The following is a 16650-nucleotide window of genomic DNA, read 5'->3' on the forward strand; positions in this document are numbered from 1 at the left end:
GGACTATGCTCGGACCATGGCCCGCACGCTGATGACGGAAAGAGGAGTGCGCCACGTGCAGCGGCGCACCGTGGCGCTGCTGAGCGCGGCCCAGGTTTTCGCCGGCATCGGCACGGGAGCAACGGTTTCCATCGGCTCAATCCTGGCCGTGGAACTTTCAGGTTCCAGCGTGTGGGCGGGTGCCGTTGCCACGGTTATGACATTGGGGGCCGCGCTGACAGCACTGCCCCTTGCTTCGCTGGCGGACCGGCGGGGCCGTCGGGCCGGGCAGGTCACGGGGCTTTCCGCCGCCCTGGCCGGCACAGTTCTGATAGTGCTGTCGGTGGTGTCCGGCTTGTTCGTCCTGCTGGTGCTGGGGGCGGTGGGCATCGGGGTGGGTACCGCGGCCAGCCTGCAGGCACGCTTCGCCGCCGTCGACCTTGCAGACGCTGAACACCGTGGCAGGGCGCTTTCCGCAGTGGTGTGGGCTGTGACGGTCGGTGCCGTGGCCGGACCCAACCTGATCCAGCCCGGCACCGTGGTTGGCCTGGCCCTCGGCCTGCCTCCCGTCGCCGGACCGTTCGTGATCTCCGCAGCCGGACTCCTGCTGGCCATTGTGCTGCTTTTCGCTGGCCTCAGGCCGGACCCGCTCCTGCTCGCGCGGGAAATCGCCGCCCAGGATGTTGCCACTCAGGAACATGCCGCGCTGGATCTCGACGCCCAGCCAGCTGGCGGGAAGATGCAGGGCACGCCACCACGTACGGCAAATCAGCAAGTCGCCACCGCGCGCAACGCAGTCGGGGGAGCCCTCGTCCGCGGGCTGCGGGCAATCCGTCAGTCCAGGGCTTCCTGGCTGGCGCTTGCCGCCGTCGTCGGAGCGCACGCCGTGATGGTGGGCGTGATGTCCATGACCCCGCTGCATTTGCAGGAACTCGTGGCCGGGCCTGGTGCCTCCCATGCCGGCCACGCCGCGTCCGGCGATGTCCTGGTGATCATCGGCTTCACCATCTCCCTGCATATCGCAGGCATGTTCGCGTTGTCGCCGGTTATGGGCTGGCTGACGGACAAGGCAGGCAGGACTGAGACCATCATGATCGGCTTCGCCACGCTGATCGCAGCCGTCGCCGTCGCCGGATTTGGCCAGACGTCCACTGTTGCGGTGGCCGTGGGGCTTGTGCTGCTGGGCATGGGCTGGTCTGCGGCCACCATTTCCGGGTCCACGCTGCTGGCGGAGAGCGTCCCCCAGGAGTCCCGCGTGGTGGTCCAGGGGGTGTCGGACATGCTGATGGGCGCCGCAGGTGCGGTGGGCGGGGCCACTTCCGGACTGATCCTTAGCTGGGCCGGCTACCTGGGGCTCAACATGGCAGGCGGACTGGTGGGGGCTGCCGTCCTGACCGCCGCCGTCGTTGCCCTGGTGGCGCGCCGCCGCAGCCCGGCGGCCGGCTCAGCTGCCGGCTGAGCCGGCACCCGAGCGCACCATACCCAGCAGCCGCCCGAAAATAGCCTCGCCGTCGTCCGCTATGCCGTCATGGTGGAAGTCGGCCGTCTCCCATACCCGGAGTCCGCGCACAGCGGCCGCCGTCTCCAGTGACAGGCTGCGGTCCACGTAAATGTCGTCCTGGTAAACCGCGGCGGCGACCGGCACGCTGTTCGCGGCCAACTGTGGGGGGTCATACAGCGGCTTCCAGTCAGCTTTGGTGGCCAGCAGATGGGCCACCTGCCGCAGCGGCACCAAGGCGGGATCCTGTTCGAAATACCACGGGTACACCATCTCGCCGGTCAGCAGTAGCGTCTCCGCATCCGGGTGGAAGGCCGGATGTTCCTGCAGCACACGCCAGGCAGCCCAGTCGGTCGCCTGTCCCTGCCCGTAGATGGATTCATGCAGCAGCGCATAGAGCGGGTTCGCCAGGCGGGACACGATGCCCTGGACCTGCTCCAGGAAGGCATCGGAGAGCCTGTTCCCGTGTGGCGTCTCGGTGAAGGCGTCTTCCAGCAGGTAGTGCAGGCCGTCCACCCGCGTGTTTCCGCCCAGGAAGGAGCCCACCATCTGGAACCGTTCAACCGTGAGCCGGCCGCCGTCGGGAAGGAACTCCTCTGTCTGCCGAAGGTGCGATGCGATCGCGTTCACTGTCCGGCGGTCCTCCGGATACCAGCTGAAGTACTCGGTGTTGCGCGCTGCAACGCGCGCGAACGTGGCGCGGTAGACGTCGTCGGCATGGCCGGCGAGCGGCGCAAGTCCGCCCGTGATGAGAGCCTCCTTCAGCCCGTCCGGGGCAAAAGACAGGTACGTCAGCGCGCAGAATCCGCCGTAGCTTTGGCCGTAGATGCTCCAGGGACCGGAGCCGAGCGCCGCGCGGATGAGCTCCGCGTCGGCCACGATGGAATCCGCACGGAAATGCTCAAGGTACGCAGCCTGTGCTTCGGCCGTTCCGCGCGCGGCCAGCGTGTTCCGGTCAAGGGGGGTCGACAGCCCGGTGCCGCGCTGGTCCAGCATCAGGATCCGGAAGTCCCGGGCAGCCGCCTTGCTCCAGCCGCCCAGCGAAGCCAGCCGGTTGCCGCGGCCGCCCGGCCCGCCCTGGAGGAACACCAGCCAGGGAAGCTCTTCGGCTTCAGCCTGGGTGTGGGCCGACGAGACGTACTCACGGGCGAAGACAGTGATGGTCCCGGGGTCGTCGCCGCTCCCTGGAGCGAAGTGGTCCAAGGGAACGGTGAAGTAGTGCTCGGCGGTGCGCATGCCACGGAATTCGTGCCGCGCCTTCACAAAATGCGGGACAGGGGTCCGCGTTTGCGTCGTTTGAAAGGAAGCGTCCTGCTCAGCCACGGATGGACGCTGCCGTTCTCGTGCCAAAGCTCTCCAGCGCGTCGCCGGTCAGCCGGAACGTGGACCAGCCATCCAGGGGGCGGGCGCCGAGACTGCGGTAGAAGGTGATGGACGGTTCGTTCCAGTCCAGGACGCTCCACTCAACCCGGGCGTAGCCCCTCTCGACGGCGGTGGCGGCCAGGTGCTGCAGGAGCGCCTTGCCGTGGCCCTCGCCGCGGGCGTGCGGGCTGACGTAGAGGTCTTCCAGGTAGATGCCGTGGACGCCTTCCCAGGTGGAGTAGTTCAGGAACCAGAGCGCGAAACCCCGGACCTCGCCTGCGCTGTTCTCAGCCATCGTGGCAAACACGCGCGGGTTCTTGCCGAACAGGACCTCAGCCAGCATTTCCGGTGTGTTGCGGACCGCGTCCGGTTCCTTCTCGTAGATGGCCAGTTCGTGGATCATCTGCAGAATGGCGGGGACGTCTTGCCGGGTGGCGGGGCGGATTACACTCATGGTCCGAGTTTACTAGCGGGGCCGTGATCCTTACTGCCAGGCTCCCTAGTGCCAGTGAAGCTGCGATGTCCCGTAGCGGACGGGTCCCTTGCTGTACTCCAGCGGCACGCCGTCCGCCATGATGGGCAGCCCAACGTATCGCAGGCGGCCGTAGGGGCTGTCCATCACGCGGAGTTCCGGGTCAGGCAGGGAACCGCCGTGACTGGCCACTGCGGGCAGCCGGAACAATTCTTCAGCGGTGCGGGCCAGGGAAAGCCGTGCAGTGCCGCCACGTCCGCTGCGGAGCCGTTCGGCCAGCAAGGCAATTGCTGCCGCCGCCAGGCCATAACCGGTGGCATGATCCAGTGCCTGCACTGGAAGCGCCCCCGGCTGCCACCCGTCATCAGTCGTGCGGCCATACCGTTCGGCAATGCCGCAAGCGGCCTGAACCAGGCTGTCGAAACCGCGCCGTCCGTTCCAAGGGCCGCCGCTGCCCCAGGCGCTGAGGGTGACGATCACGAGGTCGGGCCGGGCGAGCAACAGCGCTTCGGGCGCCAGCCCAAAAGGGTCCAGCCCGCCGTCGCGGTATCCGGTGACCACCACGTCGGCAGACTCAATGAGGAGCGTGACCGCTTCCATGGCGGCAGGATCCCGGAGGTCCGCCTCGGCGCTGCGCTTGTCAAAGCCCGAGTCAATGAACACATCTCTCAACTCCGGAAGCTGCGGCGGGTCGATGCGCAGGACGTCCGCGCCCAGGGCGCCCAGGAGGCGTGTGGCAGCGGGCCCCGCAATGACGCGCGTCAGGTCCAGCACCTTGAGGCCGGCCAAGGGGTGGCGTGGAACTGCCGATGGAACCCACCGGGAGAGCTGCGGACTTTCACCGGCTGACGTTGGCGGACGGGAGATTCTGATCCATGGACCGGAGCTGGCCGACGCATGCATGGGGGTCGCGACCCACTCGTCCCGTGTGCGCACGGCGGCAGCGACGCCGTTGTTTGCCGTGATGGCTTCCTCGGCGGCCACGGACGTCATTCCTAGCAGGGCGTGTCCCACGTCCTGTGGTGTGCTGACGGAGAGGGCCGCGGTCAGCCGGGCTGCGTGGTGGGGGTAGTTGGCGTGGAGGCGGATCCAGCCGTCCGACGTGCGCCGGAAGCCGGACGTCGGAGCGAACCCTTCGGGTTTGACGCCCGCGATCCGCAGGTGTCCCAGCGAATCGAACGCCGCCGCGGTGGCTCCGGATGTCAGGGAGTACCTGCCCGGAACGCCAACAAGGGCGTTCAGCGACGTCGCTGCTGCCTGGACCGCACCCAAAGCCAGTCCCTCGACGTCCAGCGGGCCCTTCCACCACTGCCGTGGACCGTTGGAAGGTGCCACGGGCTGGGCCTTCAGGGCTTCCACAACCCGAAGGCTGTCCGTCAGGTCGGGGACGGAGTCCATTCGGTCAGGGCCTAGAGCCGGTTGACGTCGGTGACACGGACCACTGCCGTACCGGTTTCATCCGAGGCCGCCAGGTCCACTTCCGCGGAGATGCCCCAGTCATGGTTGCTCGCCGGATCATCGAAAATCTGCCGGACCTTCCAAAGCCCTGGCTCTTCGGTGATCATGAGCAGTCCGGGACCGCGGGCATCCGGGCCGGTACCAATGTCGTTGTGTTCGTCGAAGTAGTCGTCCAGGATGTCTTCCCAGCGGGTGGCATCCCAGCCCGCGCCGCCGTCGAGCTCGCCCAGGGCTGCGGCGTTTTCGTCCGCGAACAGTTCCACGCGGCGGAACATCTCGTTGCGGACCATCACGCGGAAGGCACGGATGTTGGACGTCAGCGACGGCGGCGGGGGAGGGGGAGCGTCGTGCGGCGTGGGCATCGCGCCGGACGTCAGCTCCTCCCATTCGTCCAGGAGGCTGGAGTCCACCTGCCGCACCAGCTCGCCAAGCCAGGCGATGAGGTCTTCAAGGTCCTCCCGCAGCATGTCCTGCGGTACGGTCTGGCGCAGCGCCTTGAAGCAGTCGGCGAGGTAGCGCAGCACAATGCCCTCGGAGCGGGCCAGCCCGTAGAACTGGACAAATTCGCCGAAGTTCATGGCCCGCTCGTACATGTCGCGGACCACGGACTTGGGCGCCAGTTCAAAGTCGCCCACCCAGGGCGCTGCCTTGCGGTAGACCTCGAAGGCTTCGCCCAGGAGTTCGGCGAGCGGCTGCGGATAGGTGACTTCCTCCAGCATGGCCATGCGCTGGTCGTACTCGATGCCGTCGGCCTTCATCGCCGCAATCGCTTCCCCGCGGGCCTTCTTCTGCTGCGCGGAGAGGATCTGGCGGGGCTTTTCGAGCGTCGCCTCGATCACGGACACCACGTCCAGGGCGTACGACGGCGAATCCGGGTCAAGGAGCTCCAGCGCCGCCAGCGCAAACGGCGAGAGCGGCTGGTTCAGGGCAAAATTGGCCTGCAGATGGACGGTGAGCCGTACTGTCCTGCCGTCATGGCCCTGCTCTTCTACCGGGATGCGCTCCACCACCTCAGCGGCGAGTAGCTCACGATAGATCCCCAGGGCTTTTTTCATCAGCCGCAGCTGTGAGGACCGCGTCTCGTGGTTTTCGGTCAGCAGCCGGCGGGCCGCTGTGAACGGGTCGCCGGGCCGTTCCATCAGGTTCATCAGCATCGAATGCGTCACGCTGAAGCTGGACGTCAGAGGATCGGGCACGGATTCCACGAGGCGCTTGAAGGTGGGTTCCCCCCAGGAGACGAAGCCCTCCGGCGGCTTCTTTTTGACCACCTGGCGGAGCTTCTTCTGGTCGTCACCAAACTTGGCGGTGGCCTTGGCCATCGCCTTCACGTTTTCGATGACGTGCTCGGGTGCCTGGACCACCACTGTCCCCGCGGTGTCATACCCGGCGCGGCCGGCCCTTCCGGCAATCTGGTGGAACTCCCGGGAGTTAAGCGGGCGGGTGCGGACGCCGTCGTACTTGCTCAGTGCGGTGAGCAACACGGTGCGGATGGGCACGTTGATCCCCACGCCCAGTGTGTCCGTACCGCAGATCACCTTGAGCAGGCCCGCCTGGGCGAGCTGCTCCACGAGCCTGCGGTACTTCGGCAGCATGCCGGCGTGATGGACCCCGATACCGTGCCGGACCAGGCGGTTGAGCGTCTTGCCGAAGCCTGCGGCGAAACGGAAATTCGCGATCAGCTCCGCGATCCTGTCCTTCTCCTCGCGGGTGCACACGTTGATGCTCATCAGTGTCTGGGCCCGGTCAATGGCCTCGATCTGGCTGAAGTGCACCACATAGGCGGGCACCTGGCGCGTGGAGAGGAGTTCCTCGAGTGTCTCGTGGACGGGCGTCTGGTGGTAGTAGTAATGCAGCGGAATGGGGCGCTCGGCTGAACTGACGGTGGTGGTGGGGCGGCCCGTAAGTTCGGTGATGCCGGCCTCGAACCGGCTGACATCACCCAGGGTGGCGGACATCAGAAGGAACTGGGCCTGGGGGAGCTCCAGCAGCGGGACCTGCCAGGCCCACCCACGCTGGGGGTCGGAGTAGAAATGGAATTCGTCCATGATGACCGCACCGAGTTCGGCGTCGGCCCCTTCGCGGAGGGCGATGTTCGCGAGGATTTCTGCCGTGCAGCAGATGATCGGTGCGTTCTGGTTGACGCCGGAGTCACCCGTGATCATGCCGACGTTTTCTGCACCAAAGATGTCGCACAGGGCAAAGAACTTCTCCGAGACCAGCGCTTTTATGGGGGCGGTGTAGTAGCTGCGCTGGCCCCGCGCCATGGCCTGGAAGTGCGCCGCGATGGCCACCAGCGATTTGCCGGAGCCCGTCGGGGTGGCGAGGATGACGTTGGCCCCGGTGGCGAGCTCCATGATGGCCTCGTCCTGGGCAGCGTACAGTTCCAGGCCCCGGCTTTCGGTCCACTCAAGGAATTGGGTGTAGAGGGCGTCCGGGTCGATGCCTGCGCCGGAGGGGTCTGAGGCGGACAGGACAGGCAGCTGGTCAACGAGTTTCATTGATTTCCAGCTTAGTGCCCAGCCGGTGCCGGATATCCGGGCGGGCCCGGGTTAGGCTCGCGGTACTGCCAGACAGCACCCGGCGATGGAGGTAACTGTGAAGTGGGACCCCGTAAAGTACGTCCAGTTCGGCGATTACCGTGACCGGCCGTTTTTCGACCTGACGGGGCGGATCCAGGCCGATCGGCCACAGCACGTTGTGGACCTGGGATGTGGTCCGGGAAACCTCACGGCCACCCTTGCCCGGAGATGGCCGGAAGCGCAAGTGGCGGGGCTCGATTCGTCCAGGGAGATGCTGGACAAGGCCGCCGCGCACGCCGCCAGGCATGCGGGCCTCAGCTTCGGGCTGGCGGATATCGCAGCCTGGACGCCCCCGGCTGAAACGGACGTGGTGGTCACCAATGCCGCGCTTCAGTGGGTGCCGGGGCATCAGGAGATGCTGGCGGGCTGGCTGGCGGCGCTCAAGCCCGGTGCCTGGTTCGCCATGCAGGTGCCGGGGAACTTCAATGCCCCGTCCCATGCCCTGCTGCGGGAACTTGCAGGTTCGGCACGGTGGTCGCCCCAGCTCGACGGCGTACTTCGCGGTGGAGAGTCTGTGGGGGAGCCCGCAGACTACCTCAGCGTCATGCTGGACGCGGGCTGCACGGCAGACGCCTGGGAAACCACCTACCAGCAGGTCCTCACAGGGACGGATCCGGTGCTGGACTGGGTGCGCGGCACGGCGTTGCGCCCGGTCGCGGCGGCTCTTTCGGCCGAGGACGGGCACGTCTTTGAAGCGGAGTATGCTGCAGCCCTGCGGGCCGCATACCCGGCAACGGCACATGGCACGGTGTTTCCGTTCCGGCGGATCTTTGCCGTGGCGCAAAAGCAGCCACGCGCATAAACTCCATTCGTTTGAAGTTCTCTGGTCGGTAATGCCTTATGACTGAGAAGAGAATGTGATGCTGGTTACAATGACGACAGCGGCTTCTGGGGATGGCAAATGGCCGGACCCTCATCGGCCTCCCAAATCCGTCCTGGAGGTGCGATGCTTTTCGGCTTGATGACCCGGCTGCTGGCTGGCCACAAGGGCGCCGTAACCGCGATCGTTGCTCTCCAGCTTGTCCAGACCGCAGGCAACCTGCTGCTGCCCACCATCAACGCCGCCATCATCGACGACGGCATCGTTGCGGGGAACACGCCGGAAATCTTCCGCCTGGGCACTGTCATGGTTCTCATAGCTGCGGTCCAGGCTTCGGCGGCCATCGCCGCGGGCTACTTCGGGGCAGTGGTTGCCATGAAGCTCGGGCACCAGCTGCGCGGCGAGGTCTTCAGCAGGATCCAGTCGCTTTCTACGCAGGAAATCGCAGCCTTCGGCACGCAAAGCCTCGTTACCAGGGCCACCAACGACACCCAGCAGATCCAGTCGTTCGCCGTCCTGGTCTTCACCATGCTTGTGGCGGCCCCCGTGATGGCGGCCGGGGGCGTGTTACTGGCGTGGCAGCAGGACATGGTGCTTTCAAGCGTCGTGATGGTCATCATGCCAATACTTCTGCTCATCATGTATCTCATCGTCCGGCGCCTCGTTCCCCTGTACCGGCAGGGGCAGGAGCTGCTGGACCGAACGGGGGAGCTCTTTCGTGAGCAGATCATCGGCGCGAATGTGATCCGTGCCTTCGTCAGGCAGGGACACGAAACACGCCGGTTTGCGAAGACCAACAGCAGCCTCACGGGAAACAACCTTCAGTCGTCGCTGCTCGTGGCCGGCATGCTGCCGCTGATCATGATTGTGGTCAATCTGTCGTCGGTGGCCGTGGTGTGGTTCGGTGGTCACCGGGTTTACGACGGCGGGATGAAGATTGGTGCCCTCACGGCCTTTATCGCCTACATCCTGCAGATTCTCCTGGCAATCATGATGGCCATGTACGTGTTCATGACGGCTCCGCGTGCCGCTGCCTGCGCGGAACGGCTGGGTGCCGTGCTCAACGCGAAACCGTCAGTCCAGGACCACAAGGCGCCCCAGGAGACCCGCCCTGGGGGCTCCCTTGAGGGCGGCAGCGTCAGTTTCAGGAATGTCAGCTTCTCCTACCCCGGCGCCGAAAATCCGGTACTGGAAGACATCAGCTTCACAGCCCGGCCAGGAACCACTGTTGCCATCGTCGGCTCAACAGGGAGCGGAAAGTCGACACTCCTGAGCCTGGTGCCCCGGTTCCTGGACGCCACGGCCGGAACCATCAGCATCGGCGGCCGGAACATCTGCTCGATGCCCCTGGACCTCCTGCGCCGGACCATGGCTGTGGTGCCGCAACTGTCGCACCTCTTCTCCGGAACCATCGCCGACAACCTGCGCGTCGCAGCTCCGGAGGCAACCGAGGGCCAGCTTTGGGAAGCCATGGAGACAGCCCAGGCCGCCGGCTTCGTCCGTGCGCTGCCACGGGGGATTGACACGGAGGTCGGGCAAGGCGGAACGAATCTCTCCGGCGGCCAGCGGCAGCGTCTCTGCATAGCGCGGGCCCTCCTGCGGCGGGTCCCCGTCTATCTCTTTGACGACAGCTTTTCCGCGCTGGACTTCGCCACCGAGGCCCGGGTCCGGGATGCCCTGGAGATTGCCCTTGAGGGTGCAGTGGTCATTGTCGTGGCGGAACGGATCTCCACCGCTGCCGGGGCCGGCCAGATCCTGGTGCTTGACGACGGCCGGCTGGTTGCCCAGGGAACACACCTGCAACTGCTGGAGACGTCTGCCACCTACCGGGAAATCGCCGAGTCCCAACTGGCGCTGGACGACGCGCCATGACCGCTTCGCCCGGCGCCCGGGCATCCGAAGGATTCTGGCCCACAGCGCGCCGGGTCCTCGCGTTGCTGCGCCCGTCCAGGGGGCGGATGCTGGGTGCAATTGCGGCCACCTGCGCTTTTGTTGCCCTCAACGTCGCGGCGCCGCACTACCTTGGTGATGCCACCGATGTGGTGGTGGATGGGGTCTACAGCGGAGCGCTCGACGGGCAGCGCCTGGGACTCCTGCTGGCCGCCGTTGCCGCGATGTACATCGGCGCTTCGCTGTTCAACTGGATCCAGGGAGCGCTGACGGCCGGCGCGGTTCACGGGCTGATGTATCGCCTCCGGGCATCGGTTCAAGACAAGCTGCACCGGCTTCCTTCCACGTACTTCCAAGAGCAGTCCAGGGGTGATGTCCTGAGCCGCGTCACCAATGACATCGACAATATTTCGCAAGCGCTCAGCCAGGTCCTCACACAGCTGATCATGTCTGTCCTGATGCTGTGCGGCGCCTTGGCCATGATGCTGTGGATCTCGCCGCTCCTGGCCCTGATCGCGCTTGTTTCGGTGCCATTGTCCACCCTTATCACCGTTATGGTGGCCCGGAAGTCCCAAGCGCATTTTGCCCGCCAGTGGACCGAAACGGGTGAGTTGAACGCGCACGTGGAGGAGTTTGTCACCGGGCACGAAGTTATTAAGGCCTTCGGGTACCAGGACCAGGCAGCGGCAGTCTTCAAGGCAAGCAACGACCGCCTGGCCCGGGCATCCGCACGGGCCCAGTATTCCTCCGGCGTTGTCCAGCCGTTGATGGTCCTTATCGCCAATATCAACTACATCGCGGTGGCGGTGGTGGGGGCGCTCCAGGTCACCACGGGGGTCATGACCATCGGCGGGATCCAGGCATTCATCCAGTTCAGCCGGCTTTTCACCCAGCCTGTGGGCCAGATCGGCGGCATGCTCAACGTCATCCAGTCCTGCGTGGCTTCGGCGCGCCGTGTGTTCGACCTGCTCGACGCCGCGGAGATACCTGCAGAGCCCGAAAGTGACGGTCACAAACCCGGTCAGGAAGGGCGGATTGTGTTCAGTGATGTCACTTTCGGCTATGCCAGGGCTGACCCGGTGGTCCGTGGACTGTCGTTCACTGTGGAACCGGGCCGGACGGTCGCGATTGTCGGGCACACGGGCGCCGGCAAGACCACCGTTGTCAACCTGCTCATGCGGTTCTATGAGGTCGACGCCGGCAGGATCACCATCGGGGGTACTGACATTGCCGACATTCCGCGGGACGTCCTGCGGAAGGGATTCGGGGTTGTGCTGCAGGATGCCTGGCTGTTTTCCGGCACCATCAGGGAGAACATCGAATACGGCCGGCCGGGAGCCACGGACGCGGAGATCACTGCGGCAGCCGAGGCGAGCCACGTGGACCACCTCATCAGGTCGCTGCCGGCCGGCTACGAGACGATGCTGGGCAACGGGGGAGAGCCGCTCAGCCAGGGCCAGCGCCAGCTGATCTCCATCGCCCGGGCGCAGTTGGCGGACCGCACCGTGCTGGTCCTGGATGAGGCCACCAGTTCGGTGGATTCCCGGACCGAGGTCCTGATCCGCCAGGCCATGCAGAGGTTGCGCTGTGGAAAAACAAGTTTTGTGATCGCCCACCGTTTGTCCACGGTCCGGGACGCTGATCTAATTCTGGTCATGGACCACGGACGCATTGCAGAGCAGGGAACCCATCGAAGCCTCCTGGCGGCCAACGGCCGCTATGCACGGCTCTACAACGCCCAGTTCGCCGGACGCCCGGGCCGCGCCGGCACGTTGGAGGCCGGACGATGACAACAGCCGGTCCGTTCCCCGGAACCTGGAAGCCCAACCAGTCCAGCACGGTGGCACTGTTTGAACAGCTGCGCCTGCATGTGATCCGCCTCGCGGACAGCGGGGCCCTTCCGCCGGGAACCAAGCTGCCGGCGGTGCGGACCCTGGCGGGGCTGCTGGACGTCGCGCCCCACACGGTGGCGAGGGCGTACAAGGAGCTGGAGGCAGCCGGTGTCGTGGCCACGAAGGGCAGGAACGGCACTGTGGTGTGCGCGCGTGATGAGCGGGCGGATGCGCTCTCCCTGGCCGCCAACTCCTATGCGTCAGTGGCCAAGGCCCAAGGTGCCAGCTTTGCGGAAGCAGTCCAGCTGCTGGCTGCAGCCTACGACGCCGACTAGCCGGACCCCGCATGGATATTCGAAGAAGTTTTCGATTAGCATTAGTGGGTGCCCAAAGCCGTAGCTGAAGAAACAGCAGTCGAATCCGTCCCCGTCGCCGTTCCCCAGGCCCCAGCCACGCCTGCCCGGCCAGACCTCTCCCGCCTCGTGGTCAAGGGCGCGCGCGAGCATAACCTGCGCAACGTGGACCTGGATCTGCCCCGTGATGCCATGATCGTTTTCACCGGGCTGTCCGGTTCCGGGAAGTCGTCCCTGGCGTTCGACACAATCTTCGCCGAGGGCCAGCGGCGCTACGTTGAGTCCCTGTCGGCCTATGCCCGCCAGTTCCTCGGCCAGGTGGACAAGCCGGACGTCGATTTCATCGAGGGGCTCTCGCCGGCGGTATCGATTGACCAGAAGTCCACCAGCAAGAACCCCCGCTCCACGGTTGGCACCATCACCGAAATTTATGACTACATGCGATTGCTGTGGGCACGCGTGGGACGGCCGCATTGCCCGGTCTGTGGCGAGGTTGTGGCCCGGCAGACTCCGCAGCAGATCGTGGACCAGCTGCTTGAGCTTGACGAAGGCACGCGATTCCAGGTCCTGGCGCCGGTGGTGCGGGGGCGCAAGGGCGAGTTCGTGGACCTTTTCAAGGAGCTGACCGCCAAGGGCTATTCACGTGCCCGGGTGGACGGTGAGCTGATCCAGCTGAGCGAGCCGCCCAAACTCGGCAAGCAGTTCAAGCACACCATTGAGGTGGTGGTGGACCGCCTGGTGGTTAAGGAAGGCATCAGCCAGCGCCTCACGGACTCCGTTGAAACGGCGCTTGGCCTGGCCGAAGGCCGGGTGCTGGCCGAGTTCGTCGATCTGGAAGCAGACGCGCCGGGACGGCTGCGGGCATTTTCCGAGAACCTCGCCTGCCCCAACGAACATCCCCTGGCCATCGATGAAATCGAGCCGCGGTCCTTCTCCTTCAACAACCCATTCGGCGCCTGTTCCGCGTGCAGCGGCATCGGTACACGGCTCGAGGTTGACGAAGAACTGATCATTCCGAATCCTGAGCTGTCGTTGTCCGAGGGCGCCATCGCGCCATGGTCACTTGGCACCGCAACAACCGAGTATTGGAACCGCCTGCTCGAAGGGCTGTCCAAGGAGCTTGGCTTCTCCATGGACACACCCTGGGAGAAGCTGGGCACCGACGTCCGCCAGACCGTCCTGCACGGCAAAGACCACAAGGTGGTTGTGCAGTACAAGAACCGCTTCGGACGGGAACGTAAATACAGCACCGGCTTTGAAGGTGCCATCCAGTACGTCCACCGCAAGCACGGTGAGACGGACTCCGAGTGGGCGCGCGACCGCTACGAAGAGTACATGCGGCAGATCGCTTGCCCCGCGTGCAATGGCGCCCGGCTCAACCCCGCCTCGCTGTCCGTCCTGATTAACGGCAAGTCCATCGCCGATGTCGCGGCCATGCCCATGCGCGTGTGCGCGGACTTCCTGAACAACCTGGTCCTCACCGGCCGCGAGGCCCAGATCGCCCACCAGGTGCTCAAGGAAATACAGGCCCGGCTGACCTTCCTGCTCGACGTCGGGCTGGAATACCTGAATCTCGAGCGCCCCTCCGCCACCTTGTCCGGCGGCGAAGCGCAGCGAATCCGGCTCGCCACCCAGATCGGTTCCGGCCTCGTGGGCGTCCTTTACGTCCTGGACGAGCCCTCCATCGGCCTCCACCAGCGCGACAACCGCCGTCTTATTGAGACCCTGACCCGGCTCCGGGACATGGGCAACACGCTTATCGTTGTGGAGCACGATGAGGACACCATCCAGGTGGCGGACTGGATCGTGGACATCGGGCCCGGCGCAGGCGAGCACGGCGGCCAGGTGGTGCACTCGGGTTCGTACCAGGATCTCCTGGCCAACACCAACTCACTGACCGGCGATTACCTGTCCGGCCGCAAGAAGATCGACATCCCCAAGAAGCGGCGCAAATACGACAAAAAGCGTGAGCTGAAGGTCGTCGGGGCGCGTGAAAACAACCTGGTCAACGTTGATGCGGCCTTCCCCCTGGGCCTTTTCACCGCCGTGACCGGCGTCAGCGGCTCCGGCAAATCCACCCTGGTCAACGAGATCCTCTACAAGGTGCTGGCCAACAAGCTCAACGGCGCCAAACAGGTGGCCGGACGCCACAAGAGCATCATGGGCCTGGAGCACCTGGACAAGGTGGTGCACGTGGACCAGAGCCCTATCGGGCGGACCCCACGCTCCAACCCGGCCACGTACACCGGCGTCTTTGACAACATCCGCAAGCTCTTCGCCGAGACCACCGAGGCCAAGGTCCGTGGCTACCTGCCAGGCCGGTTCTCCTTCAACGTCAAGGGCGGGCGCTGCGAAGCCTGCGCAGGTGACGGCACGCTGAAGATCGAAATGAACTTCCTGCCGGACGTCTACGTGCCCTGCGAGGTGTGCCACGGCGCACGGTACAACCGCGAAACCCTCGAAGTCCACTACAAGGGCAAGACCATCGCGGATGTGCTCAACATGCCCATCGAAGAAGGTGCGGAGTTCTTCGCTGCCTTCTCCCCGATCGCCCGGCACCTGAACACGCTCGTGGACGTGGGCCTCGGCTACGTACGGCTGGGACAGCCGGCAACCACCCTCTCCGGCGGCGAGGCCCAGCGTGTCAAGCTCGCCGCGGAACTGCAGAAGCGCTCCAACGGACGCAGTGTGTATGTTCTCGACGAGCCCACCACGGGCCTGCACTTCGAGGACATCCGCAAGCTCCTGATGGTCCTTCAAAGTCTGGTGGACAAGGGCAACACGGTGATCACCATCGAACACAACCTGGACGTCATCAAGAGCGCCGACTGGATCGTGGATCTTGGCCCGGACGGCGGTTCGGGCGGGGGCCAGATCGTGGCCACCGGCACGCCCGAGCAGGTATCGAAATCCACCAAGGGCCACACGGCATCCTTCCTCGCGGAAATACTCGGCTAGGCGGTTGGCCTCCCATGACGTATGCCGTGTCGGGCATGCGAGTTTCAGGCATGCTCGGTGTCGTGAGAAACTAAGCCGGTGACTCAAACAACAGTGCCCGTGATCTTTGACCTGGACGGCACTCTTGTCGATCCGGCCGGCGGAATATCCGGCGGAATCGCAGCAGCCCTTGCCGCCGCAGGTCTGCCGGTTCCTGGCCAGGACGTCCTGAACTCGATGATCGGCCCCAAACTCAGCGACGCACTCCGGAGTGTCTGCAAGGTTCCGGCCGAGATGCTCGACGAGGTCATCCGGACGTACCGGCAGTACTACCTCGCCACTGGGATAGCCGAGAGCCGGCTGTACCCCGGGATCAGGGAAGCGCTGGAGACCTTCGCGGCCGAAGGCAGGCCAGTGGCCGTCGCCACGCAGAAGCCCGAAGGGCTGGCCCAGATCGTGCTGCGGCACCACGGCATCGCCAACCTGTTCCAGTCCATCAGGGGCTCGGCAGACAACGAATCCTCAACGGATGGTCCGGTGGGGAAGGCAGACATCATCGCCGCGGCCCTGGCTGACCTCTCCACCCAGCACGCCGTTATGGTGGGTGACCGCGCCCAGGATGTGGCGGGCGCCATCGGGAACGGGCTTGACTGCATCGGTGTGGGCTGGGGTTTCGCTCACGACGGCGAACTCGAAGAAGCCGGGGCCGTCACCGTGGTGGACACCACCGCGGGCATGGTCGCCGCCATCGGGCGCCTCGAAGCAATCCACGCTGCCGCGATGAGTGAGGTGCGCAACGATGGCGCTGTTTGAGGCGGTCCGCTGGACATTTCGCGGGCTCGTCGCGGGCACCTGCCGGCCCACCGTCGTCGGCCTGGAAAACGTCCCGAAAGAGGGGCCATTCATTGTGGCCCCGAACCATCTTTCCTTCTTTGACAGCGTCATTGTCCAGGCACTGATGCCGCGGCCCGTGGCCTTCTTCGCCAAAGCCGAGTACTTCACCACGGGTGGCGTCAAGGGCAGAGTCATGAAGTCCTTTTTTGAGTCCGTGGGTTCCATCCCGGTGGAGCGCGGCGAGCAGGCAGCAAGCGTCCAGGCACTCAAAACCCTCCTGGACATCCTCGAAGCGGGCAAAGGCATCGGCATCTACCCCGAGGGCACGCGCTCACGGGACGGCATCCTCTACCGCGGCCGCACCGGCGTGGGCTGGCTTGCACTGGCAACCGGAGCTCCCGTGATCCCGGTCGGACTGATCGGGACGGAGAACCTGCAGCCGGCCGGTGAGAAGGGCTTCAAGCCGCATCATTTCACCATGAAGGTGGGGGAGCCCCTGTATTTCGACAAAACCGGCCCGGATCATTCGCTGCCGGCGCGGCGGCAGGTAACGGACCGCATCATGGATGCGATCGCCGAACTCAGCGGCCAGGAACGCTCCACCAGCTACAACCAAAGTAAAAGCACGGATTAGTA

The 16650-nt window shown here is 65.4% G+C and carries 12 protein-coding genes; 8 read left to right on the forward strand and 4 right to left on the reverse strand.

Annotated features, from left to right (window positions below):
• Window positions 1-16 precede the first annotated feature (16 nt).
• A complete protein-coding gene (locus NIBR502772_RS13270) occupies window positions 17-1438 on the forward strand; it encodes an MFS transporter (protein WP_141140561.1) in 1422 nt (473 codons plus the stop codon).
• Here NIBR502772_RS13270 and NIBR502772_RS13275 read toward each other — a convergent pair.
• The 4 genes from NIBR502772_RS13275 to NIBR502772_RS13290 all read right to left on the reverse strand — a co-directional run bounded on the left by NIBR502772_RS13275 (window position 1424) and on the right by NIBR502772_RS13290 (window position 7267).
• The gene (locus NIBR502772_RS13275) at window positions 1424-2713 is read right to left on the reverse strand and encodes an alpha/beta fold hydrolase (RefSeq protein WP_141142072.1); all 1290 of its coding nucleotides are present in this window, start codon (window positions 2711-2713) and stop codon (window positions 1424-1426) included. The genes NIBR502772_RS13270 and NIBR502772_RS13275 overlap by 15 nt on opposite strands.
• 79 nt (window positions 2714-2792) lie before the next feature.
• Window positions 2793-3293, reverse strand: coding sequence for a GNAT family N-acetyltransferase (locus NIBR502772_RS13280; RefSeq protein WP_141140562.1), 501 nt, complete (start codon window positions 3291-3293; stop codon window positions 2793-2795).
• Window positions 3294-3338: 45 nt separating this feature from the next.
• Entirely contained in the window at window positions 3339-4709 is a 1371-nt protein-coding gene (locus NIBR502772_RS13285) for a CoA transferase (protein ID WP_141140563.1), read from the reverse strand.
• An 11-nt stretch (window positions 4710-4720) separates the two neighbouring features.
• Window positions 4721-7267 carry an RNA helicase gene (locus NIBR502772_RS13290; protein WP_141140564.1) on the reverse strand — a complete coding sequence of 849 codons (2547 nt, stop codon included), beginning with the start codon at window positions 7265-7267 and terminating at the stop codon, window positions 4721-4723.
• A gap of 97 nt (window positions 7268-7364) precedes the next feature.
• Here NIBR502772_RS13290 and NIBR502772_RS13295 point away from each other — a divergent pair, with 97 nt between their 5' ends.
• The 7 genes from NIBR502772_RS13295 to NIBR502772_RS13325 all read left to right on the forward strand — a co-directional run bounded on the left by NIBR502772_RS13295 (window position 7365) and on the right by NIBR502772_RS13325 (window position 16648).
• Window positions 7365-8150, forward strand: a complete 786-nt coding sequence (locus NIBR502772_RS13295) for a trans-aconitate 2-methyltransferase (RefSeq protein ID WP_141140565.1) — start codon at window positions 7365-7367, stop codon at window positions 8148-8150.
• A gap of 144 nt (window positions 8151-8294) precedes the next feature.
• Window positions 8295-10040 (forward strand): ABC transporter ATP-binding protein, encoded by a 1746-nt coding sequence (locus NIBR502772_RS13300; protein ID WP_141140566.1) that lies wholly within the window; start codon window positions 8295-8297, stop codon window positions 10038-10040.
• Window positions 10037-11848 carry an ABC transporter ATP-binding protein gene (locus tag NIBR502772_RS13305; RefSeq protein WP_246848520.1) on the forward strand — a complete coding sequence of 604 codons (1812 nt, stop codon included), beginning with the start codon at window positions 10037-10039 and terminating at the stop codon, window positions 11846-11848. The genes NIBR502772_RS13300 and NIBR502772_RS13305 overlap by 4 nt, the downstream gene beginning before the upstream one ends.
• Window positions 11845-12225 (forward strand): GntR family transcriptional regulator, encoded by a 381-nt coding sequence (locus tag NIBR502772_RS13310; RefSeq protein WP_141140567.1) that lies wholly within the window; start codon window positions 11845-11847, stop codon window positions 12223-12225. The genes NIBR502772_RS13305 and NIBR502772_RS13310 overlap by 4 nt, the downstream gene beginning before the upstream one ends.
• Window positions 12226-12273: 48 nt before the next feature.
• The gene (gene uvrA, locus NIBR502772_RS13315) at window positions 12274-15201 is read left to right on the forward strand and encodes an excinuclease ABC subunit UvrA (RefSeq protein ID WP_141140568.1); all 2928 of its coding nucleotides are present in this window, start codon (window positions 12274-12276) and stop codon (window positions 15199-15201) included.
• Between the two features lie 78 nt (window positions 15202-15279).
• Window positions 15280-15993, forward strand: coding sequence for an HAD hydrolase-like protein (locus tag NIBR502772_RS13320; RefSeq protein ID WP_141140569.1), 714 nt, complete (start codon window positions 15280-15282; stop codon window positions 15991-15993).
• A complete protein-coding gene (locus tag NIBR502772_RS13325) occupies window positions 15980-16648 on the forward strand; it encodes a 1-acyl-sn-glycerol-3-phosphate acyltransferase (protein ID WP_104061423.1) in 669 nt (222 codons plus the stop codon). The genes NIBR502772_RS13320 and NIBR502772_RS13325 overlap by 14 nt, the downstream gene beginning before the upstream one ends.
• The last annotated feature ends 2 nt before the right edge of the window (window positions 16649-16650 follow it).

This window comes from Pseudarthrobacter sp. NIBRBAC000502772 (genome assembly GCF_006517235.1).
Classification (GTDB): Bacteria; Actinomycetota; Actinomycetes; order Actinomycetales; family Micrococcaceae; genus Arthrobacter.